This is a genomic window from Weeksella virosa DSM 16922, assembly GCF_000189415.1.
Classification (GTDB): domain Bacteria; phylum Bacteroidota; class Bacteroidia; order Flavobacteriales; family Weeksellaceae; genus Weeksella; species Weeksella virosa.
The window spans coordinates 399,500-422,179 of the sequence record NC_015144.1; the positions used below are offsets into that span (position 1 = coordinate 399,500).

The window sequence follows — 22,680 nt, forward strand, 5'->3', positions numbered from 1 at the left end:
GTTGATAAATGTATCGATGTACATTCAACCAGTAGACCAATCTCTTTTCTTGGGAAAAGGTATTATTTTATTTTTTTTGGCTCTCGAATTTCGTAATATATACGTGATTGCAACAACAAACTATCGGTTTCTTTTGGGTCGTTGAGAAATACTTCCCAATATTTTTCACCCAATTTTAGTTGTTGCGATTCTGCATATTTTCTCATCAATGTCATGGTTATCGCTTTCTTGCTTCGTGGTCCGATATGCAAGGTGAGCAAATATTTTCCTTTTGGGATGATGACCTTCTGTAGTTTTTTATTCATCGGGAAATTCTCATTGAATGGGATACCACTATAAAAAGTTGTATGTTTTTTTATCGTATCCCATGTAGAATAATAAATCGTTGGAAAACCTAAATCCATATGCCATTCTTCTTCCTTATTCACCAAGACATCATAAATTGCTTCGAATGACTCATCTATTTTACTTAAAATTTTCTTTTCATTCAGATTGCTTTCGCTTTTCATAGCAATCAACGACTTGTCTGGCATATCGTAAATTTGATATTCTCCTACAATTAGTTTTCCTTCTTTTCGCTGTTTCTTAAGGTCGGTTTTGACGTATTCGTCTAACTGATTCAGGCTTTTTTCTATCTTATTGTCTTCTCTCTGGAATAAATTATACCATCGATATAGATAGGGCATTTTCTGGCTTTCGTATCGGACTTTTATAATGGTTTTCGAGTTATTTGTAGCTTCGAAAGTTACGAGAAGTGTTCCATTTTCTGTCCACCCACTATTATCCACTTCATACAAAACAAATTCATTAATCGAGTTGTCTACAATTTTCAGTTCTCCATTTCCTATATCCGACTTTTCACTTTGCCATCGTAAATATGCATTTATATCGCGCGGGTTTGGTGAAATTTCTTTTTTCACCTCTTCATCATCGGCCATAAAATCTTCCCACTGTGAAAAATTTTGCAAGTTATTAAACTCCTCATACACAAGCCCTACAGGAGCATCGAGCTCTAATTCGTATTCACCTATTTCGGTTTTTGGCAGAAAAATTGGCAGAACTAAAATCAGGGCAATAAAAATTGCAAGCAGTAAACTTAATTGTTTCATAACGATAAATGTCGAACACAAAAATAAGATTATTCTTAACTTTTATTTATGCATAAAAACAATTACTTTTGATATTCTAATTTATCGACTATGGATTTAACATCTTTATTGCAAGGCCCGATGGGAAATCAGCTGTTACAAACCGTAACAAATCAATTGGGTATAAACGAGAACCAAGCTCAATCGGCAATTTCATCTGCCTTACCAATCTTATTAACGGCACTTAACCAAAATGCTGTTAAAGGTGATGCACAAAATATCAACCAAGCTCTAGAAAAACACAACGGTAGTATTTTCGATAATTTTGCCAGCTTTTTAAGCAGTGGTGTTAATCAGCAAGATAGCTTAGGAATTTTGGGACATATTTTAGGCAGCAACCAAACAAAAGTAGAGAAATCTATTAGCGATTCATCTGGCTTGAGTTCTGCACAAGTATTGAGTGTCTTGACTATTTTGGCGCCAATTGTAATGAATTTTTTGGGCAAACAAAAACAACAAAACGGTTTAGATGCACAGGGAATTACAGGTCTTTTGGGCTCTTTGATAGGCGGAAAAAATTCTCCAGGTGGAGCTAATCTTTCTGGTTTCGAAAAACTTCTAGACCAGAATGGTGATGGGAAAATTACGGATGATTTAATGGATTTAGGGAGTAAGTTTTTGGGAGGTTTTTTCAAAAAATAACGAAACTTTACTTTCTGCAAAAGCAATTTCATACTATTGATTTTACATTTAGATTGCTGTATTTTTCCATAAAAAAAAAACGTTCTTGTATTTGTTTGAACGTTTTTTTCTTTTTACTTTTTTAGTTTAGTTATTTTCTACCTTATAAATTACCGTACCTCCAGCTTGTGCTTTCGGAAAAACTGTTAGATCTGCAATCTGTACATGTTCAGGTTGCTCTAATAAATATAAAATTGCATTTGCGATATCTTCTGCGAAAAGCGGATGATAGCCTTCGAAACTTTCTTTGCACGTTCTACATCACCCTTGAATCGAACCAAAGAGAATTCGGTTTCCACTGCTCCAGGTGCCACATTAGAGACTTTTATCCCGTAAGGTAACAAATCGTATCTCATTCCTTTACTCAGAGATTCTACAGCTGCTTTCGATGCACAATACGTTGCCCCAAGCGGGTAAACTTCTTTCCCGGCAATAGAGGAAAGGTTTACGATATGAGCATTTTTTGATTCTTTGAGAAATGGCAAAACTGCTTTGGTTACAAATATTAATCCTTTTATATTAATATCTATCATTGCTTCTAAATCATCTAGATCTGCCTCATCAAAAGTAGACAAACCATGAGCGTTTCCTGCATTGTTGACCAAAACATCAATTGTTTGCCAATTTTTATCCAAGTGATCAAGAGCCTTAAAAACGGACTTTCTATCGCGAACATCAAATTGCAATGTAGTTATTTCTGTTTTGTGCTCGAGTTCTTTTTTCACTTCATCGAGACGCTCTTCACGTCGTCCACACAAAATTAGTCGGTAATTATCGGCTAATATCTCAGCTGTTGCGCGTCCTATTCCAGAGGTCGCACCGGTTATAAAAGCGGTTCTTTTCATGATTCTTATTTTATACGATAAGCAAAGTTTGCTTTAGACCGTCTAAGATACATGCGAGGAAGAAATTAAAAAAGGATTTGTCTTGTTTTCGTTCGATGTTTTCTACTTTTTTATTTTTCATTTCTCCGCGCGAATCTTTTTTCACTGCTATATTTCCGATAGCGGACAAAAATTTTCTTTTAGATCCATCATCTCTCAGTAAACTAACTTTTAGGTTCTGATAATAAATACCAAAATCTCCGTTGGCAACTTTATCATTTCCATCAAAATTAAAGGTTATATTATTGAATTTTCCTTCGGCCGAAGCTTTGAGATAAGGCACTAAAAACGGGTCTAATTTTTTTGCAGGCAATTGGCTTATCGTGCCTTGAATATTGAATTTTTCTGAACGATCCATCGGATTGAAAGTCCATTTCGCTTTCAAATCCCCATTCATAAACTGCGATTGCCAATTGACAACAACGTCCGGTAATGATCTTTTTTTATAGCCAGAATTCACGTTATTGATAGTAGTTTGGATATTAGAAAATGTCAACTTACCTGTCCCTATACTTTTAGCAGTTTCTTCTTCATACTCCAAAACAGAATTTGCTATTTGTAGCTTTTTTATTCCTAAACCGAATTTCATCTCTCGAAGTTTTTGCGAGAACATTGTTTTTTTACGCAAATCATCAGGCGGAACCAAACTTCTATAAATATTGGCATGCATGCGATCGAGCTTCATGTATGTGCTTGTGAGAAAGAAATCATTCTGTTGACTGATTCCCCATTTTATACCATTCCCACTAATTTTTTCCACGCTAACCGTATACAAGTCGGATTGTACTTTCAGTTGGGCATTGAAGTTTTTACGGGACAATTTCGGTTTCAGAGACAGTTTATTCATTAACAAATTACCGTTATTAAACTCTATATTCCCGGTTGTCATATAATAAATGGAATTTACATCATAATTTAAACTCGAAGAGCGTAGCAAAACATTTTTATAAGCGAACGGGATAGGATCTTTTATGGTTTTTGGGTCTATTTCTATATCATCAAAACGCAACCAAATATCCTTTAACTTCAGATTAGGTTCTTTCTTTCTATATGGTATCAACGACAATTCTCCGTTGAGCAACGAGAGTTTTTTCACCCTAATGTAATCGTTGAATTGTTGATTGGTTTGCCCTTGTCTTTGTGCAACTCTTCTTGGTTGCCCGAAAATGGTGAAAACAGGTTTATTGAAAATTACATGGTCAACACCTAATTGTTTTCCGTAATCATTCTTCAGTCCGAAGACCCTCAAATTCACTCGATCAAAATCAAACTTTCCTTCTGATGTAAAACGAGAATGATCGACTGCAATCGTGTCTACTTGAAGATTGAAGTTGATTAAAAATTTTTGAGTTGTTTCATCCAATTTTCGTGCTATTGCTTGCTGATTTTTCTGATCAATGATCCGCACTTTTACCTCATCGAGTTTGATTGACTGTGTTTTGAAAAAAAATTGATCTTGCAGAAATCCCCAACGATTGTTATTCAACCTAAGAATTGGCGCTTCTATATCGAGCAAGGTATTGGCTAGAGTTTGGTTTTTATTGAACTGATTTTTAGAAATCAAGGGTTTCATCTTAAAATTCTTGAGCACCAGATTTCTATTCGTCAAATCTAAATCAGACGCGCGAATCGTATGCATTTCATTCAATCGATAATACATAGAATCTAGTTTTATTTTGAAGGTATTATAATCGATCGGAATTTGGTTTGTCCTGGTCAATTCATTCATTTTTATTCCCTCTATACTAAGATCTACATTGCTTATCGAATATTTTACTGTTTCTGCATTGGATAAAAGCGATTGTATTTTTCCTCTTTCTATCTGTAGTTGATGGATGGTGATTAGTTCGGTTTCATTTGCTTGCCTTTTTACATTTTCGATATTTTTTGTATTTTCTTTTTTGGGTTTTTCATCGGCCATTAAAATTGTGATTTTAGGCTGTGTAAATTTTATTAAATCAGTCTTAAAATACAGTTTATCTTCATTCGTAAAACCCCAATCCATCTTAGTTAACTGCAAAAGTGGAGATTCTATGTCGAGTAAATCGTTGTTTGAATGGTTTGGATAAAACTTGTTACCTTTCATCCTCAACGGTTTCATTGTAAATTCATTCAACTCGAATTCACGAGGGTTTAATTTCACCTTCTTAGAGCGGATTATCTGATTATTTTTAACTATAAAAAATAGATCATTGACTTTGATTTGAAAGTCTGAAAAACGAAAAGGTATTTTTTTATCCACTGTTCGTTCGCTGAACTTCACACCCTGAAAACCAATGTCAATTCCCTGCACTTGAGCCAAATGTAGTTTCCCATCAGTCGAAAACAAATTAAACTCTCCTTTTCTCACGTTGATTTTAGAGATTTTCAGGCTTTTCCCGACCTGCGCTTCGGTGGTATCTTTTGGTTCTTTGTTGCGATCGGGCAGGTAGTAATTGACAATTGGTTCGTGTATATTGATCGAATAAGCTGAGACTTCTTTCTGTGCAAGAAGCTTGATGAAGTTAATACCGACTACATCTATTTTCGCTACTTTTCCGGTCGCCTGGATAGAATCTTTTATTTGAGTAGAATCTTTTGGTGAAACAGAAACATCGCGCAAGGAAAGTGAAGACCTCAACAAAGAAAAGCGTAAATTTTCATAAGTTAGGTGATAAGGCGTATCGTTTTTCTCTTCGATAATTTCGGGTAATTTGCTATTGATAAGATAGGTAATGAGTTGGCTTAGAATAAAAAGTACCGCAACAATACTTATTCCTGCGATACTTAGTCTTTTCGCCCATTTACGCTTCCAAAGTTGCTGAAAAAAATTTTTCATGAGCTAGTTGGATGTTAAAAAGTTGGTGTCATGCATTTGGTTTAATATCGTAAATTTCTTTAATATTTTCTAGGATTTTATCAAAATCAAGCGCCAAATCTATTAATTTTCCGGTAAACAAATCAAAAACCCAACCATGCACGCGAAGACCATTGGCCATAGCGCGTTGTACAAAAGGATTTTTCACGACGTTGATGCATTGTTCTTGTACATTAAGTTCTACTAATCGATTGTAGCGCATCGCTTCATTTTCGATCGAGTTGAGCTCATCAGCATGTAAACGATAGACATCTCGTATGTTGCGCAACCAAGGATTCATAATCCCTAAATCTTTTGGTATCATAGCAGATTTTATGCCGCCACAATTATAATGTCCGCATACAACAATATGTTTCACTTGCAAATGTTCTACAGCATAAGCAAGTACTGAAGTTGTGTTGAGGTCTAAACCGACAACCATATTGGCTATGTTTCGATGCACAAAGACCTCTCCGGGTTTTGCTCCCAATAGCTCTTCTGCAGTTACACGACTATCCGAGCAACCGATATAGAGAAACTCGGGGTTTTGACCAGCGCTTAACTCATCAAAAAAATTAGGATTACTATCGATATGCTCTTTGATCCATACTTGGTTATGAGCAAATATTTTTTCTATATCCATGCGATTATAAAATATCTTGGTATTCGGGGTGTTTCATCATATAATTGCTAACATACGAGCAGTATGGTCTGATTTTTAGATTGTTTTCTTTGGCATAATCTATTCCTTTGAGGACTAATTTTTCTGCCAACCCCTGTCCTCGATATTCTACATTTACCCCTGTATGATTGATGATCATGTAGCCATCTTTCACCGAAAAGGTGAGCTCCCCTATTTTCTTATCACCGTCGTACAAAAAAAATTCTTTTTGTTGATCGTTCTCTTGTAATTCTATTCTTATCTCCATAAACTCATTATTTCTCTATAAATGTAAGTTGAACCAAAGATAATACCAAAACTAGAAAAACTTTACTGAAAAGGTTTTGTCAACTCATTTTCAACCCATTAAGAAGTATCGAACTCTTAATATAATTTTTTATTTCTCAAGTGTTAACAAATAGACTATATTTTTTTGTATAAGTAGTTATATATTAGTTGTTAATTCTTATTTTTGTTAGATATTTTTAAGGAAAATTCACGCTATGAAATTTATTGTATCAAGTAATACACTCTTAAAGAATGTTAATACGATTGGTGGTGTTATCAACAATAACAATACCTTACCGATTTTAGACAACTTTCTTTTCGAGTTGAAGGGAAACGAATTAACCATCACAGGATCGGATTTAGAAACAACAATTTCAACCACATTCGAAGTAGAATCTGAAGATGAAGGTAAGATTGCAGTACCGTCTAAAATTTTAACCGATACCCTAAAAACATTTCCTGCACAGCCTTTAACATTCATACAAAAAGATGGCAATACACTAGAAATCGTATCCGAACAAGGGAACTACCAATTGGCTTATGAAGATGCATCAGAATACCCTCAGACCCCCGATGTAGAAGAAGCCCATCTTACCAAATTACCTGCAAGTGTAATTTCAGAAGCTATTTTAAAAACAATTTTTGCAACTGGAAATGATGAGCTTCGCCCGATAATGACCGGAGTTTTATTCCAAGCACAGCCAGATGTTTTTAATTTTGTGGCTACCGATGCACATCGCTTGGTAAAATATTCTCGTACTGGATTACAATCTGTTGAAGCAGCTGAATATATTATGCCTAAAAAACCATTGAACCTGCTAAAAAATATATTAGGAGGTAACAATGACGAAGTAACCATCGAATACAACCAAACCAACACTCGTTTTACATTCCAGAACATTGTACTAACATGTCGTTTGATCGATGGAAAATATCCTAACTACGACGCAGTTATCCCAAAAGAAAACCCAAACGTTCTAACTATCAATCGAAATCTTTTCTTGAGTTCGCTAAAACGTGTTGCTATTTTCTCAAACAAAACAACCAATCAGATTCGCCTCAAACTCATCGGTAACTCTTTGACGATTTCTGCAGAAGACGTAGATTTTGCAAACAAAGCAGAAGAACGTTTACCATGCGAATACAACGGGACTGATTTGCAAATTGGCTTCAACTCGAAGTTTTTAATCGAAATGCTCAACAATTTACAATCAGACGACATCACATTAGAAATGTCCGAACCAAACCGTGCAGGAATCATTAAACCTGTCGACGGATTAGAAGAAGGTGAAGAAATCCTAATGCTGGTGATGCCTGTAATGTTGAACGCTTAATGAACGAATGATAAAATAACCCATGAACATTTCATACAATTGGCTAAGAAAATACATCAACACCCCAATCAGTGTCGATGAACTTTCTGCCATTCTCACCAATATCGGCCTAGAAGTAGAAGGCGTGGAAAAAATTGGTGGAAATAAAGATTATTTAGATAAAGTTATTATAGGCGAAGTAGTCAGTGTAGAAAAACACAACAATGCCGATAAACTAAAAGTTACTCAAATAAATTTCGGGAATGGGGAACCTGTACAAATTGTATGCGGCGCACCCAATGTAGCTATCGGACAGAAAGTTGCAGTTGCTACCGAAGGGACTCAACTCCCCACGAAAGAAGGTGAAAGCTTCACCATAAAAAAAGCAAAAATCAGAGGTGAAGAATCCAATGGGATGATTTGCTCTGAGGTAGAATTAGGAATAGGTGAAGACAATAGCGGAATTCTCGTATTACCCAAAAACTACCAAATCGGGGAATCCATTCTAGAATACATTTCGATCGATGAAGATTATTTAATAGAGATCGGACTCACGCCAAACCGTGCAGATGCAATGTCGCATTACGGTGTAGCACGTGATTTATTTGCTGCCCTAAAAGTTCGCGGTTACGAAGCAGAATTCACGCCGTACGACTTATCTCAATATCCTACCGAAAATTTTGGTAAAAACCCGATAAAAAGCAACATAAAAAATACAGAAGCAGCCCCTAGGTATGCAAGCGTTTACCTTAAAAATATACATGTTCAGCCCTCACCAGAATGGTTGCAAACTGCACTACGCACAATCGGACTTACACCTGTAAACAATGTTGTAGATATTGCCAATTTCGTGATGCATGACCTTGGCCAACCACTACATACCTTTGATGCAGACAAAATTTCGGGACAAGAGGTGGTTGTAGAAATTGCCAATAAAGATACAAAATTCACAACCCTTGATGGAATCGAGCGCACATTAAAAGGACACGAGTTGATGATTTCTGATACTGAAAAACCTATGTGTATCGCTGGGGTTTTTGGTGGTAAAAACTCTGGTGTAACCAACGAAACTACGTCCTTATTTGTAGAGAGTGCCTATTTCGATCCAGTAACTATTCGTAAAGGTGCTAAAGCTCACGCTCTAAATACAGATGCATCTTTCCGTTTCGAGCGCGGAATAGATCCTACCCTAACGATAGATGCACTAAAAAAAGCCGTACTTTTATTAGTAGAATATGCCAATGCTGAAATCGCCTCGGATATAGATGATTTTTATCCTAAAGTTATAGAAGATTTTCCGATTACTTTACGGTATAAGAAAATAAATCAGTTGCTTGGGATGGAAATTCCGAAAGAGAAAATTAAGGAAATATTCACCTATTTAGAAATCAAAACGATAAAAGAAAACGACGAAGAAGTAGAAGTTTTGGTTCCGGCATATCGTGTAGATGTACATCGTGAAGTGGATTTAATTGAAGAAATTTTACGTTTATATGGGTATGATAATATCACAGAACCAGAAAAAGTAAGTTTTTCGATTATACCATCCAACAAAACAAATCCAGAAAAAGTTGAAGATTTTGTTGCACGAGAACTCAATGCTTTTGGCTTTCATGAGGCGATGAACAACTCGTTGATAAAAAAAGAGTACGAAGAATTATTCCATTTCCCAGATGGTGAATTTGTAGAAATGCTAAACCCTCTAAGTGCCGATCTAGCAGTGATGAGAAGAAGCTTAATTACGGGATTACTCGAAAATGTAATTTTCAATGTCAATCGAAAGAATAAAAACATCAAGCTTTATGAATTCGGAAAAATTTACACTAAACTAAATAATACTTATCAAGAAAGTAAACAATTGTCTTTGGTTGTCAGCGGAGATATTGGTGGAGAAAATTGGACCAAGAATCAGCGCAAAGCAAGTTTCTATGATTTAAAAGGAGTGATAAACCAGCTATTCGAACGCTTAGGATTACGAATAGATTCGGAGTCACCAACAGAAGATGCAAACTTACAAGAAGGTATCCGACTCATTACTAACGGAAAAGTTCTGGGGTATGCTGGAATTGTTAACCAAAAGTTATTGAAGAAAATCGACCTCAACCAAGCAGTTTACTATGCACAACTAGATTGGGATGTTCTTCTGTCGATGGTGAACCAACAACCGCTTAAATATAAAGAAATTCCGAAATTCCCAGGCTCTCGACGAGATTTGGCTCTATTATTGCCGCAGACAACAACGTACCAAGAGTTGTACAATGCAGCTTTTGGTCTTAAAAATGAGCTTTTAAAAGACGTTCATCTTTTCGATGTATACGAAGGAGATAAATTACCGGTTGGTAATAAAAAATCGTATGCACTGAGTTTCTTTTTCAGAGACAATCAGAAAACCCTAAGCGACGATGAAGTTGATAGGGTAATGAAAAAATTAATCCACTTGTACGAAAAGAGTTTTGGTGCGAGTTTACGATAAAAAAATTATAGTATGCAAAAAATTAGACTAACCCTTGTTTTGATGATTGGATTTTTTATGAATTCTTGTCAGACAGCAGCTCCTGTGACAGATTTCTCGAAAATAAAACAAATCTTGGAAACCAATAAATGGGTTCTACAAGACAATACCGGAAATGTAAAAGGACTCGACCAACAAGATGTCGTGTTAAACTTTCGGTACGAAGATGGTCTGACGGTGAATGGTTTTGCAGGCTGTAATTCTTACCAAGGTAAAGCTACTTTGAACTCAACGACAATTCGTTTTTCTGAGATAGGCTCTACCAAAGTTTACTGTCCACAAATGAACCAAGAAAAAGCGTATCTTGATATGTTGAGAGAAGTTAACCGATACGAAATCAATGGGAAAAATCTTTCTTTATTCAAAGATAATTTAGTGTTGATTCGTTTCAAAGCATTATAACAATCAATCGTATAGATTATACAAAAAGCCTTGCACTTGCAAGGCTTTTTGTATCTATAAATCAGCTATACATTGGGAAATTAGCCATAATTTCGTTACCCGAAAATCGCACTTCCTATTCGCACCATGGTACTTCCCTCTTCTATTGCAATAGGATAATCACCACTCATTCCCATTGATAAAATGGTAAGTTTTGGATAGTTTTTCGACAAACGATCAAAGGTTTTCTTTAGGGTACGAAATTCTTCACGAACAATTTCGTATTGGTCGGTAAAGCTTGCCATCCCCATCAAGCCAACAATTTCTACATTGCTCAACTCTTGTGCATGATTACTAAGAATTTCCTCGATTTCTTCTGCATCCATCCCAAATTTACTTTCTTCTTCAGCTATATATTTTTGTAATAAAACCTTGATGATACGGTTATTTTTTTGAGCTTGTTTATTGATTTCTACCAAAAGTCTCAAACTATCTACTCCATGGATTAATGAAACAAAAGGTGCCAAATATTTCACTTTGTTGCGTTGTAGGTGACCAATCATATGCCATTCGATATCTTTGGGTAGAAGTTCTTGTTTTTGGGTAAGTTCTTGTACTTTATTTTCTCCAAAAACTCGTTGTCCTGCAGAATAAGCTTCTAAAATTTCTTCAATAGAATGAGTTTTAGAAACAGCCACCAGGGTTACATTTTCGGGTAAAGTTTTCTTAATTGTTTGTAGGTTTTTTGCTATTGTCATTCTTCTTCTTTTAAATCAAAAATCGCAAAACCACTTAAAGGTTTTGGCTCTATATAGGTACTTTTTGGTGGCATAGTAAGACCAAGATCAGCAATCAGTTGCAAGTCGTTTACATTAATTGGATAAAATGCAAATCCAGCTACAGCCTTGCCTTGATCTACATTATTTTTTATTTCTTCTAAACTTCTACTATCGCTACTGCCTTTCAGGTAACGAATGCGTTGATCATTTCTATAATCGGTAATCCCCAAAATCGGCCGTAAAATTGTTTGTTCGAAAATATAGGTATCCAATTCTTTTAGACCTTCTGTATCTACAATATCATCTTTTACATATAGATTGTAATACTCCCCATCGATATAGAGGACGATGTGATGTTTTTTGGTAGGCATTGACATTTCATTGCCTTTTGCAACCACATCATAACTTGTACTCAAAGCATCTATAAATTCTTGAGTAGTTAACCCATTAAGATTGATAATCAAACGATTATAATCATGTATTATCAAATCATCATTAGAAACTAACATGGCTAAAGTATAATGAAAAGTTTCTGTACCGTATATTACTTCTGTGTGTTGTTCTTGATGGGTTGTGTATTTTTCTGAGCTTGCCATACGGTGATGTCCATCTGCAATGTATAAACTTTCTAATCTAGAAATCGATTCTTTGATTTGTCCTAAAACCAAGCGATTATCTACGCGCCACAACAAATGTTCGTTTCCGTTTTCTTCTTTTACTCTTAACGTTGGTTGTTTTTTTAGCTCATTGCCGATTAGCAAGTCAATTCGTTGATTGGGTTTATAAGTTAACAAAACAGGTTCGGCATGGAAATGAGTGTTGATGAGATAATTTGTAAACATATCGACCCTATCTTGCAAAACTTCTTCGTGTTTTTTTATTTTATTGTCACGATAATCTTGTATACTTACCAATCCCATAATTCCATGCGTTTGCAACCCATTTGGTTTATTGAGCTGATAAATATAAATAGAAGAGCGATCTTGTGAAATGATTTTACCTTGTATATCTTTTTCTAGATTCTCTCGAACATTTTTATAACGCGTTTCAAAATCTAAGCTTCCGTCCCATGTTGGTTGAATGATATGCAGAAAAGAGTGTGGTCTAGTTTTGACATAATGCTCTATTTCTTCTCGCGAATAATGATCTACATTGAGCGTTACAAAGTCTTGTGCGGTTTCTTGATTCGGACGCAAACCCTGAAAAGGTAAAAACTTAGGCATGAGATAAATTATATATTTGGATAATTTGTTCTGCTAATTCGGCTCCGATACGGTCTTGTGCCTCTATAGTAGAGCCTGCAATGTGTGGACTAAGCGATAAACTCTCGTTCATCAACAACCCCATTTCTGGTAGTGGCTCATTCTCGAAAACATCCAAAGCAGCCCCCAATACTTTACCTGTTTCTATGGCATCGACCAAAGCGCGTTCGTCTAAAACTCCGCCACGGGCTGTGTTGATAATAACGACTCCTTCTTTCATTTTTTCAATTTCTTTTCTCCCGATTACATATCCTTTTTGAGATGGAACATGAATGCTGATAAAGTCTGCTGTAGAAAGCAATTGATCCATTGAGGAAGTTTCAAGATTAAAAGTGTGGGATTGTCCATCAAAAAACTGAAGTTTTACTGCTTTGTTTTTTTCTTTTTTATCGTATATGACAACTTTCATTCCCATGCCTATAGCAATTCTTGCAACCTCAACTCCTATCCTTCCAAAACCGATAATTCCTATCGTTTTTCCTCTTAATTCATAGGCTTTCCCATATGCTTTCTTTAGTCCATTGAAGTTAGAGTCTCCTTCTAACGGCATCGTTCGGTTCGCTTGATGAAGATTGCGTACAATCCCGAAAAGGTGAGCAAAGACAAATTCGGCTACAGAAATAGAAGATGAGGCTGGTGTATTGATAACTTCTATTCCCTTGCTTTTGGCATAATCTACATCTATATTATCTAATCCAACTCCACCTCTGCCGATAATTTTCAGTTGTGTAGCGTCGATTAAATCTTGTCGTACTTTGGTTGCAGAACGTACCAAAAGCACCTCTATATTATTTTTATTCAGGTAATTAGCTAATTGCTCTTGTGCTACATGTGTGGTATCTACCGTGAAACCTTTATCTTCTAAGGCAAGTTTTCCTGATTTAGAAATTCCGTCGTTGGCTAATATTTTCATTTCAGATAAATCGTTTTATGATGTTATTTTTCTTCTTTCCTACGATATAGAATATAGTGATTGTCTGGATTTATCCAAACTTTTGTTCGAAATTTTTCATTACTTCTACCAATACTTGCACAGATTCTAGCGGTAATGCATTATACATAGAAGCTCGATAACCTCCTACATCTCGATGGCCGGCTAATGATGCAATACCAGCTTCTTTTAATAAAGCGTCGAAATCTGTTTTCAAGTTCTCTTGTTTCAGTACAAAAGTAGCATTCATTTGCGAACGATCTTCTGCTACAGCCGTACCTTCGAACATAGAGTTTCTATCAATTTCGGCATATATAGTTTCGGCTTTCTGTGTGTTTATTTTCGCTATGGCTGCTACTCCACCTTGTTCTTTTAGCCATTGTAAATTTAGCATTACGCCATAAATCGCAATAACGGGCCATGTATTGAAAGAAGATTCTTTGGCTATGTGCGTTGCGTAATTTAAATAATCTGGAATATTACGTCCTGTTTTCCCCAACAAATCTTTTTGAACGATAGCCACAGCAGAGCCAGCTGGCCCCATATTTTTTTGTGCACCTGCATAGATCAAACCAAAACGGTCTACCTCTATTTCTCTTGATAAAATATCCGATGACATATCACATACAATCGGCACTTCTACCGAAGGGAACTCTTTCATTTGGGTTCCATAAATCGTATTGTTCGAGGTACAGTGAAAATAGTCTACATCATTGAATACTGTATATTTCTTTGGAATATAGGAATAGTTTTTATCTTTTGATGAAGCAATAATTTCTATCTCTCCAAATCTTTTAGCTTCTTTAATTGCATTCTCTGCCCATTTGCCTGTTTGTAGGTAAGATGCTTTTCCGCCTTCTCGCAACAAATTATAGGCTACCACAGGGAATTGTAAAGAAGCTCCTCCTTGCATAAAAACAACCTCGTGACTATCGGGAACCTGCATCAGTTCTTTGACCAAAGCTCTTGCAGTATCGATTACTTCTACAGCGTCTTTTCTTCGGTGAGATATTTCTAATATAGACGAGCCAGAGTGATTGAAGTTTATGCAAGCTTCTGCCATTTTATCAAACACTACCTGGGGTAAAATGCATGGACCGGCACTAAAATTATGAATTTTCATGGTGGGATATTTTCTAATTGTTAGAGTAGTATCAAAGATACAAATTCTTATCGCTCTATTACTACGGTTTTGGACTAAAAAAGTTTGGATATAAAAAAAAGCCTTCAAAAAATTGAAGACTTTTTTATTTTTTTTTAGTATTGAATGAAATCTATATTCAATTCTTCTGCTTTTCGTTTATAATAGCCACCTTCTAGTTTACCCCTGATTTCTGCAAACGAGTTTAAAGTATATTCTATATGTTCGTCTTCGTGTGCGGCGGTTGGAATTATTCTGAAAATAATCATTCCTTTCGGGATAACAGGATAAACCACTACCGAAACAAAAATTCCGTACTCTTCACGCATTTCTTTTGCCAAAAGTGTCGCTTCGATTGGTGAACCATTCAAAACAATTGGTGTAACACACGTATTAGATCCTCCGATATCAAAGCCTCTTTCTACTAATCCTTTCTGGATTTTGTTTACATTATGCCATAATTTGTCTTTCAGTTCTGGTTTAGACCGTAATAATTCTAATCTTTTCAACCCTCCTATTACCATTGGCATAGTCAATGACTTGGCAAAGATTTGTGATCGTAAGTTATATTTCAAGATTCGGATAATTTCTTTGTCACCTGCGATAAAAGCTCCAAATCCTGCCATCGATTTTGCAAAAGTAGAGAAGTAAATATCAATTTTATCTTGACAACCTTGCTCTTCTCCTGCTCCAGCTCCTGTTTTACCAAGTGTACCGAAACCGTGTGCATCATCGACTAATAGACGGAAATTGTAGGTATCTTTCAAATCACAAATTTCTTTCAGAATCCCTTGTTTTCCTGTCATACCAAACACTCCTTCTGTAATTACCAATACTCCTCCACCTTGTTTATCGGCTAATGTACGAGCACGTTTGATGATTTTCTCGAAACTTTCTATGTTGTTGTGTTGAAAGATAAATCGTTTTCCAAAATGTAGCCGTACACCATCTACAATACAGGCATGACATTCTGCATCGTACACGATTACGTCATTTTTCGATACCAAAGCATCTATTGTCGACAACATTCCTTGGTAACCAAAGTTCATTAGATATGCTGCCTCTTTTTGCACAAATTCTGCTAATTCATCTTCTAATTGTGCATGGAAATCGGTTTGTCCTGACATTGCACGAGCTCCCATAGGATAAGCCATTCCATACTCTGCTGCTGCATCTGCATCAACTTTTCTTACCTCGGGATGATTAGCAAGACCTAAGTAGTTATTGATAGACCAAGTTATCACTTTTTTTCCCTGAAACTCCATTACAGGCCCAATCTCTCCTTTTAGTTGCGGGAAAACATAGTAGCCTTCACCATAGTCTGCGAATTGTCCTAAAGGACCAGGGTTTTGTCTTAATCGTTCAAAAATATCCATTTTAAGTTTGTTTTTATTTTTAACGGAAAGAAGTAGATAAAATTTCTTTCACCTACTTCTGTTATATTGTTCCTTATCTTAACGTATTTTTCATTACTTAATATAATCGATGGTAGCTCGGGATTCTAATCCATTTAGTTTGCTATTTGTAAATCCTTGCTCCGCCATCCATTCGTCGCTATAAACCTTTGTGATATATCGAGATCCATGATCAGGAAATAGAATAACCACCTTAGAATTTTCATTAAACTCACCTTCTTCTGCCAAAATTTTATAGGCTTGTGTAGCAGCTCCTGATGTATAGCCAGGCATGATTCCTTCTTTCAGAGCAATTTCACGTGTGCGATATGCTGCATCTTCATCCGTTACTTTAATAAAACGGTCTACTGTTGAGAAATCCAATGCGTCTGGAATCAAGTTTTTACCCATACCTTCTATTCTATAAGAGTAAATTTCGTTAGGATCTAGCTCTCCCGTTTCATGGTATTTTTTCAAAACAGAACCATAAGCATCTACCCCTATTATTTTCACCCCTGGATTTTGTTCTTTAATGTAACGTGCAGAACCAGATAACGTACCACCTGTTCCACAACATCCAATCAGATGAGTAATTTTACCTTCTGTTTGTTCCCAAATTTCGGGTCCTGTAGTGAGGTAATGCGCCTCTGTATTGCCTAAATTAAAGTATTGATTGATATATAAAGAGTTAGGGGTTTCTGCGGCAATTCTTTTTGCAACTTCATAATACGAACGCGGATCATCTGCTGGCACATTGGCTGGGCAAACGAACACCTTAGCACCTAAAGCTTTTAGGTAGGCAATTTTTTCTGCTTTCGTCTTATCAGAAACGGCTAAAATACATTTATATCCTTTTACAATACTGACCATTGCTACACTAAATCCTGTGTTACCAGATGTAGTTTCAACTATGGTAGAACCTGGTTTTAATAAACCTTTTTTCTCTGCTTCTTCTATTATGTGTAAAGCTATCCTATCTTTTGTTGAATGGCCCGGATTATAACATTCGAGCTTGGCATAGACCTCACCAGGAATGTTTTGGTTAATTCTGTTTAGTCGAACCAACGGGGTATTCCCTATTAGTTCCAAAACATTGTTATACTTACCAGTCATTTCAATTTATTGTTTTATACAAGCTACAAAACTAAGAATTTTTAACCATTTATCGGTATTTTTTTTTAACCGATTCGATTTAGTTGTATTCAAAATTCTTATTTTTCACTATATTAATAATTAAAGATTAATTTATTGTAAATATTCCATAAATAAATGCTTCAAAATCATCTTATCCGCATCACTTAACTGCTTTTCACGTCTATTCATCATTCTATCTGCCGCCTCATACGCTTTATCTAAAGCAAAGATTGGCGAATTTTTGGCTCCTCCCCAGCTGAATGACGAAATTAGAGTTGGTGGAAACCCTGATTGGAAAATATTGGAACATATACCAACGGTAGTCCCCGTATTAAACTGTGTATTAATAGCTGATTTCGAATGATCTCCCATAATCAAACCACAAAACTGAAGGCCTGTATCCAGGTATTGTTCCTTTTGGTAATTCCAGATTTTCACAGTGCCATAATTATTTTTTAGGTTAGAGTTATTGGTGTCGGCACCTAAATTACACCATTCACCGATCACAGAATTCCCCAAAAACCCGTCATGTCCTTTGTTCGAGTACGCCATGAGTATAGAGTTATTTACTTCACCACCAACTTTGCAATGTGGCCCAACGGTCGTACCTGGGTAGATTTTTGCACCCATGTTCAGTTTTGCGTAATCGCAAAGTGCTAGACTTCCTCTGACCATACATCCTTCCATGATTTCGGCTTTTCTCCCTACGTAAATCGGCCCTTGCTCTGCATTGAGAATCGAAAACTCTACCTTTGCTCCTTCTTCTATAAAAATATTTTCTGGTGCAAGAAATCGATTGGTTTCAGAAATTTTTTGCGAAACTCGTCCGGATGTTAACAATTCAAAATCAGACCGAATAGCATAATCATTATTAAGGAACAAGTCCCAAGTGTGGGCAATATAAAGCACCTCGTTAGGATAAGAAATTGTTTTATTGTAATCAGTTTTGTTTTCTCCGTTGACTGCGATTATTTTTTCTCCATATACAAGCGCTTCTCTATTTTGCAAAACAAGTACGGCATCTACCAAGTCTTGTGTAGCAAAAAAAGAAGGGTTAACCCAAAGAGTGTTTTTCTCTGACACAAAAGGGTATTTTACTTGTAAATATTCGCGCGTACAATAATCAACAGGTAAGTTTGATCGCTTTTCCCAACGTTCTTTAAACGTCAAAATCCCCATACGCAGTTCTCCTATAGGTTTGGTAAACGTCAGTGGTAAAAGTTGCTCAAATTCTTCTGAGTCAAACAGTGTTATTTTCTTCAAAATAAAAAAAATTTAGACAAAAATACAGCTTTTCAGAGATATACATGCTAATAAAAACCGAATAAAATAACTGATATATAGCACAATATAATGATAATTTTTCACATAATATTAGTTTTTTATTAAGAATTCATCAACTATTTTACATTAAAATCCTAGTATGTTCCCGATACAATTGATTTGTGCTATCCAATCGTAAAGTACATTAGCTGAGAAAATTTGGTATCTTTGAATAAGTATATTCTTTAAGATACAAAACTTACTTGATTGTGAAAAATGCATCCATAATTTTCCGTTCACCTTTATTAAAAATTCAGAACTATTTTTCTCAGAACCCAACTAAAAATTGTTTTGTTTTGGTAGATGAAAATACTCGTATTCATTGCCTGAAACAATTACGACTGACCTTACCTGATTTACACTTGAAAATCATTGAAATCCCTTCGGGTGAAGAAAATAAATCCCTAAAAACTACAAATTTGGTTTGGAGTTTCCTTAGTGAAAATAAAGCCGATCGACAATCGGTATTAATCAATTTGGGTGGTGGAGTACTTACCGACTTGGGCGGTTTTGCTGCCTCTACTTACAAGAGAGGAATTCCGTTTATCAATATTCCGACTACTCTTTTGGCGATGGTTGACGCTTCGGCAGGAGGAAAAAACGGCATTGATTTTCAAGGGCTTAAAAATCAGATTGGGACTTTTACTCAGCCTGAAATGGTCATCATCTTGCCTAAATTTTTAAAAACCTTAGATCAAAGACAACTCTATTCTGGTTTAGCAGAAATGCTGAAACACGGTTTGATTGCCGACGAAGATCATTGGAAAAAATTAATTTCTTTAACCGAACATAATGCAAAAACTCTAAAAGGTTTGATAGAAGATTCGATCAACATAAAACTAAAAATTGTAAAAGAAGATCCTTATGAAAAAGGTTTGAGAAAAATCCTTAATTTCGGACATACCTTTGGGCATGCAATAGAAAGCGAATTTTTATCAACTGATAAACCATTGTTACATGGTGAAGCTATCGTGATAGGTATGATTCTTGAGAGCATTCTTAGTTGGCAACTAGGCATATTACACGAGCAAGATTTAGAAACTATTCTTGCAGGTTTTGCTTCGATATACGGTAAGCCACAAAACATAGATTTTTGCTTGCATCCTGCTATTTTACAATGGTTACAACACGACAAGAAGAACAAAGGACATCAATTGCAATTTAGTTTAATAGAAAAAATAGGTAAAGCAAATTATAATCAAACCTGCACAGAATCCCAAGTTTTAGATGCTCTAGAAGAGTATAATAAGCGTTTCGGATGAAAATTTGAAGTCTACAAAAAAAATGAAAAAATGAAAACAAATAAAGAAGATTTCCCTATCAAAAAAACAGAGCAAGAATGGAGAAAACAATTGACTACCAATCAGTTTACCATTTTGAGAGAAGCCGCTACAGAAAGACCTTTTAGTGGTGAATACAATTTGCATTTTGAGAAAGGAACTTACTTGTGTGCAGGTTGTGGTACAGAATTATTTTCGTCTGACTCGAAATTTGATGCTCATTGTGGCTGGCCAAGTTTTGACAAAGCCATTGCCGATGAAAATATAGTCGAGCGCATCGATCATTCGCATGGCATGATAAGAACCGAAATTCTCTGTGCCAATTGCGGTGGACATTTAGGGCATGTTTTTGATGACGGCCCTACAGATACCGGTTTACGTTATTGTGTAAATTCTCTTTCGCTAGATTTTACCGCAGATAAATAACCAACAATATTAGGATTGTCTAACACCACAAAAGGTTGCCAGAGGCAACCTTTTGTGATTTTTTATTCTTCTGTAAAATAATTTATAGAAGGTTTATTTTAGATTCTAGATTTTTTATTTCAACTGTTTCTTTGGCTAGCTCTATCGTTGCTATTTCCTCTACAAAAATTGGTGCTTCTTGCAAAAATGCTGTTTCTACAACTTCTTTGGGTTGATTATCGAATTTGTAATTAAACCCAATTCCTAAGGTTTGTTTCACTTGCGTTTTTTTCACTTGATCTTCATCATACAATAAATTAATAGCTACTTGAGCCGAAATCCATTTATTTACTTTCAGATCTAAAATCCCCGAATATGCCACATCCATATTTTGTGGTTTATCGAGATAATCTGTAAAAATTCCGATTCGGTTGTCGTACGTAATTCCTTCCATAATATTCAGTTTGTATCGTGCACCAAGATAACCACCAAACTCGAACACAGAAGAATCACCGTCTTTTTCTAAACCAAAGTTGCCTTCTTTTTGTAACGCTTTATCGGTAACGAAAGTCCAACGTGCAGTTGCAGGATGAATATTGACTTGGAAATTTTCTGTCGGCTTATAATCTACTCCAAGCCCTATAGAAAGGTATGCTGGCGCCATGAAGTTAGAGATTTTTTCTTTTGGATTTTGAGTATAATCGTATCCTGCGGAGAATTGCGTCTTGAAATTCATCATACCCGCAAAATACCAGTGATTGTCTATACTATAACCATATGCAGAAGTAAGGTCGATGATATCGTTTGTTTTACGAGAATCTTCCCCGTCATTTGCCTGTATACCATATCCCAAAATAATTCGGTTATCCCAGATATGTCTGCCTTGTGTGAGATTAAATTCATAATCCATTGCTGCATTCAACGAGAAAGAGTTTACACCGCCAGCTATCCAATTATCGAAAGCACTTTGGCTGAAAAGCAACGAATTGTTTCCGCTGATAAACCACCCTTGGGTTCTACCATCAAAGGTTTGATCTTTGAGATAACGCTTACTATCGGTAACTACACCATTGTTTTTTACGGTTTGTGCAAATGAAAAAGAGGCTGCTAAAACACTCAAAATAGTAAAGATTTTTTTCATGTTCTTATTACTGGTTATATTTATTTTGTTTGATTAATTTCTTAGTTGAAAATTGTTTCTGATTTGATATTATGCTCAGAAACTCTTCTTTGGATAAAAACAGAATCGTACCGACTTCTGTTATAATAACTCCTGCGGAATTGTAAGTTCTTTGGTTCTATTTCTATCGGTAACACTACGCGATCTGCTCGTTTCTTTTTTCTTTTTTCTTTCGGTACTTGGTTGGTAAACTTATAAACCAGTCCAACGCCCAAAGCTTGTTTCAATTGTGTTTTTTTTATCTGATCTTCATCATATATAAGATTGACCGAAAGTTGGGTAGACAAGAAATTGTTAATTTTCATGTCTAAGTTACCGGTATAAACCACATCAATATTCAGGGGCTTGTCGGAGTAATTAGAGAACAGAGCAATATTATTATCGTAGTGGACATTTTCGAAAAGTTTGAATTTATATCGAGCTCCTACATATGCTCCCATCTCGAAGTACGCTACATCGCCTTCTTCCTTCAATCCAAAATTATCTTTCTTTTGTAATGTTTTATCCAATACAAAAGTTGTTCTCGAGGTAATCGGGTGAATGCTAATCTGGAAATTAGGCTTTGGGATATAATTCGCTCCAACCCCAACCGTCAGATAGCCTGGCGCCATAAAGTTAGAAAGCTTTTTTTTGGGTGTTGCATTGTAATCATACCCTTCTGTAAACTGCGAACGCAAATTTACCGATGCAATGAGATACCAATCGTCCTTAAAAAGATAACCATAAGACGAAGTAATGTTTATATTATCTGCAGTTTTTCTTGTTCCGTTGGTTTTATTGTCTATAAAACCATACTCGAGTAGAATACGATTGTCCCACAAATGTTTGTGTTTACGATAACTGAGCTCGTAATCTATTTTGGCAGCAGCAGAAACAGAGTTCTCACCACCAGGCATCCAATTAGAAAAAGTATTTTGATTAATTTGCAACGAATTGGTTCCATTAATCACCCAACCGGTTTTTCTACCAGTAGTATCTACTTTTGATTTCAGATATTTCCGTCCATCCAAAATCAAATTGCCGTTCGTATCCAAAAACTGACCAAACGAAAAAATGCTTTGTAGGAAAAGCAAAACCCAACACCATTTTCTAATCGAACCCGACACTTTTGCCTATTATTTTCAATCGTTACAATTGGTAAAGATAT

The 22,680-nt window shown here is 35.7% G+C and carries 19 protein-coding genes and 1 pseudogene; 6 read left to right on the plus strand and 14 right to left on the minus strand.

Features of this window, described 5'->3' with window-relative positions; translation table 11 throughout:
- Positions 1–62: 62 nt before the first annotated feature.
- Complete coding sequence (locus WEEVI_RS02065) at positions 63–1,109, minus strand: GyrI-like domain-containing protein (RefSeq protein WP_013597516.1); 1,047 nt, start codon at positions 1,107–1,109, stop codon at positions 63–65.
- Between the two features lie 90 nt (positions 1,110–1,199).
- Between WEEVI_RS02065 and WEEVI_RS02070 the strand changes: the two genes are divergently transcribed.
- Positions 1,200–1,790, plus strand: coding sequence for a DUF937 domain-containing protein (locus WEEVI_RS02070; RefSeq protein WP_013597517.1), 591 nt, complete (start codon positions 1,200–1,202; stop codon positions 1,788–1,790).
- 126 nt (positions 1,791–1,916) lie between these two features.
- Here WEEVI_RS02070 and WEEVI_RS02075 read toward each other — a convergent pair.
- From WEEVI_RS02075 to WEEVI_RS02090, 4 genes and pseudogenes are all read right to left on the minus strand, one after another.
- Positions 1,917–2,674 (minus strand): annotated as a pseudogene (locus tag WEEVI_RS02075) (SDR family NAD(P)-dependent oxidoreductase).
- Positions 2,675–2,684: 10 nt separating this feature from the next.
- Positions 2,685–5,531 (minus strand): hypothetical protein, encoded by a 2,847-nt coding sequence (locus WEEVI_RS02080; RefSeq protein ID WP_013597519.1) that lies wholly within the window; start codon positions 5,529–5,531, stop codon positions 2,685–2,687.
- Positions 5,532–5,559: 28 nt separating this feature from the next.
- On the minus strand, positions 5,560–6,192 hold the full coding sequence (locus WEEVI_RS02085) for a carbonic anhydrase (protein ID WP_013597520.1): 633 nt from the start codon (positions 6,190–6,192) through the stop codon (positions 5,560–5,562).
- Positions 6,193–6,196: 4 nt separating this feature from the next.
- The gene (locus WEEVI_RS02090) at positions 6,197–6,478 is read right to left on the minus strand and encodes a GNAT family N-acetyltransferase (protein WP_013597521.1); all 282 of its coding nucleotides are present in this window, start codon (positions 6,476–6,478) and stop codon (positions 6,197–6,199) included.
- A gap of 235 nt (positions 6,479–6,713) precedes the next feature.
- Here WEEVI_RS02090 and dnaN point away from each other — a divergent pair, with 235 nt between their 5' ends.
- The 3 genes from dnaN to WEEVI_RS10875 are packed head-to-tail and all read left to right on the plus strand — an operon-like array spanning position 6,714 to position 10,725.
- Positions 6,714–7,832 (plus strand): DNA polymerase III subunit beta, encoded by a 1,119-nt coding sequence (gene dnaN, locus WEEVI_RS02095; RefSeq protein WP_013597522.1) that lies wholly within the window; start codon positions 6,714–6,716, stop codon positions 7,830–7,832.
- Positions 7,833–7,854: 22 nt separating this feature from the next.
- Positions 7,855–10,284: a phenylalanine--tRNA ligase subunit beta gene (gene pheT, locus WEEVI_RS02100; RefSeq protein ID WP_013597523.1), complete on the plus strand. Its 2,430-nt coding sequence runs from the start codon at positions 7,855–7,857 to the stop codon at positions 10,282–10,284.
- Positions 10,285–10,296: 12 nt separating this feature from the next.
- Entirely contained in the window at positions 10,297–10,725 is a 429-nt protein-coding gene (locus WEEVI_RS10875; protein WP_013597524.1) for an META domain-containing protein, read from the plus strand.
- Between the two features lie 95 nt (positions 10,726–10,820).
- On the opposite strand, the gene WEEVI_RS02110 is transcribed toward WEEVI_RS10875, so the two are convergent.
- From WEEVI_RS02110 to WEEVI_RS02140, 7 genes are all read right to left on the minus strand, one after another.
- Positions 10,821–11,462 carry a YggS family pyridoxal phosphate-dependent enzyme gene (locus tag WEEVI_RS02110; RefSeq protein ID WP_013597525.1) on the minus strand — a complete coding sequence of 214 codons (642 nt, stop codon included), beginning with the start codon at positions 11,460–11,462 and terminating at the stop codon, positions 10,821–10,823.
- Positions 11,459–12,706, minus strand: coding sequence for a DUF1015 domain-containing protein (locus tag WEEVI_RS02115; protein ID WP_013597526.1), 1,248 nt, complete (start codon positions 12,704–12,706; stop codon positions 11,459–11,461). The genes WEEVI_RS02110 and WEEVI_RS02115 overlap by 4 nt, the downstream gene beginning before the upstream one ends.
- Positions 12,699–13,658, minus strand: a complete 960-nt coding sequence (locus WEEVI_RS02120) for a D-2-hydroxyacid dehydrogenase (protein ID WP_013597527.1) — start codon at positions 13,656–13,658, stop codon at positions 12,699–12,701. The genes WEEVI_RS02115 and WEEVI_RS02120 overlap by 8 nt, the downstream gene beginning before the upstream one ends.
- Positions 13,659–13,728: 70 nt before the next feature.
- Positions 13,729–14,799, minus strand: a complete 1,071-nt coding sequence (gene serC, locus WEEVI_RS02125) for a 3-phosphoserine/phosphohydroxythreonine transaminase (RefSeq protein WP_052295752.1) — start codon at positions 14,797–14,799, stop codon at positions 13,729–13,731.
- A gap of 134 nt (positions 14,800–14,933) precedes the next feature.
- Positions 14,934–16,193, minus strand: a complete 1,260-nt coding sequence (locus WEEVI_RS02130; protein ID WP_013597529.1) for an aminotransferase class I/II-fold pyridoxal phosphate-dependent enzyme — start codon at positions 16,191–16,193, stop codon at positions 14,934–14,936.
- Between the two features lie 93 nt (positions 16,194–16,286).
- Positions 16,287–17,324 carry a PLP-dependent cysteine synthase family protein gene (locus WEEVI_RS02135; protein WP_013597530.1) on the minus strand — a complete coding sequence of 346 codons (1,038 nt, stop codon included), beginning with the start codon at positions 17,322–17,324 and terminating at the stop codon, positions 16,287–16,289.
- A 132-nt stretch (positions 17,325–17,456) separates the two neighbouring features.
- On the minus strand, positions 17,457–18,608 hold the full coding sequence (locus WEEVI_RS02140; protein ID WP_013597531.1) for a putative sugar nucleotidyl transferase: 1,152 nt from the start codon (positions 18,606–18,608) through the stop codon (positions 17,457–17,459).
- A gap of 269 nt (positions 18,609–18,877) precedes the next feature.
- Between WEEVI_RS02140 and aroB the strand changes: the two genes are divergently transcribed.
- Positions 18,878–19,930 (plus strand): 3-dehydroquinate synthase, encoded by a 1,053-nt coding sequence (gene aroB / locus WEEVI_RS02145; RefSeq protein WP_013597532.1) that lies wholly within the window; start codon positions 18,878–18,880, stop codon positions 19,928–19,930.
- Positions 19,931–19,960: 30 nt separating this feature from the next.
- Complete coding sequence (gene msrB, locus WEEVI_RS02150) at positions 19,961–20,374, plus strand: peptide-methionine (R)-S-oxide reductase MsrB (RefSeq protein WP_013597533.1); 414 nt, start codon at positions 19,961–19,963, stop codon at positions 20,372–20,374.
- Positions 20,375–20,456: 82 nt separating this feature from the next.
- Here msrB and WEEVI_RS02155 read toward each other — a convergent pair whose 3' ends face one another.
- The gene (locus WEEVI_RS02155; protein ID WP_013597534.1) at positions 20,457–21,494 is read right to left on the minus strand and encodes a DUF3078 domain-containing protein; all 1,038 of its coding nucleotides are present in this window, start codon (positions 21,492–21,494) and stop codon (positions 20,457–20,459) included.
- 41 nt (positions 21,495–21,535) lie between these two features.
- Complete coding sequence (locus WEEVI_RS02160) at positions 21,536–22,639, minus strand: DUF3078 domain-containing protein (RefSeq protein WP_013597535.1); 1,104 nt, start codon at positions 22,637–22,639, stop codon at positions 21,536–21,538.
- Between the last annotated feature and the right edge of the window lie 41 nt (positions 22,640–22,680).

Coding starts and splice junctions, on each gene's coding strand:
- serC (WP_052295752.1), bottom strand. CDS start 14,799: ATGAAAATTCATAATTTTAGTGCCGGTCCATGCATTTTACCCCAGGTA.
- WEEVI_RS02155 (WP_013597534.1), bottom strand. CDS start 21,494: ATGAAAAAAATCTTTACTATTTTGAGTGTTTTAGCAGCCTCTTTTTCA.
- WEEVI_RS02115 (WP_013597526.1), bottom strand. CDS start 12,706: ATGCCTAAGTTTTTACCTTTTCAGGGTTTGCGTCCGAATCAAGAAACC.
- dnaN (WP_013597522.1), top strand. CDS start 6,714: ATGAAATTTATTGTATCAAGTAATACACTCTTAAAGAATGTTAATACG.
- WEEVI_RS10875 (WP_013597524.1), top strand. CDS start 10,297: ATGCAAAAAATTAGACTAACCCTTGTTTTGATGATTGGATTTTTTATG.
- WEEVI_RS02110 (WP_013597525.1), bottom strand. CDS start 11,462: ATGACAATAGCAAAAAACCTACAAACAATTAAGAAAACTTTACCCGAA.
- WEEVI_RS02090 (WP_013597521.1), bottom strand. CDS start 6,478: ATGGAGATAAGAATAGAATTACAAGAGAACGATCAACAAAAAGAATTT.
- WEEVI_RS02130 (WP_013597529.1), bottom strand. CDS start 16,193: ATGGATATTTTTGAACGATTAAGACAAAACCCTGGTCCTTTAGGACAA.
- WEEVI_RS02085 (WP_013597520.1), bottom strand. CDS start 6,192: ATGGATATAGAAAAAATATTTGCTCATAACCAAGTATGGATCAAAGAG.
- WEEVI_RS02065 (WP_013597516.1), bottom strand. CDS start 1,109: ATGAAACAATTAAGTTTACTGCTTGCAATTTTTATTGCCCTGATTTTA.
- pheT (WP_013597523.1), top strand. CDS start 7,855: ATGAACATTTCATACAATTGGCTAAGAAAATACATCAACACCCCAATC.
- WEEVI_RS02070 (WP_013597517.1), top strand. CDS start 1,200: ATGGATTTAACATCTTTATTGCAAGGCCCGATGGGAAATCAGCTGTTA.
- WEEVI_RS02080 (WP_013597519.1), bottom strand. CDS start 5,531: ATGAAAAATTTTTTTCAGCAACTTTGGAAGCGTAAATGGGCGAAAAGA.
- WEEVI_RS02135 (WP_013597530.1), bottom strand. CDS start 17,324: ATGACTGGTAAGTATAACAATGTTTTGGAACTAATAGGGAATACCCCG.
- msrB (WP_013597533.1), top strand. CDS start 19,961: ATGAAAACAAATAAAGAAGATTTCCCTATCAAAAAAACAGAGCAAGAA.
- WEEVI_RS02120 (WP_013597527.1), bottom strand. CDS start 13,658: ATGAAAATATTAGCCAACGACGGAATTTCTAAATCAGGAAAACTTGCC.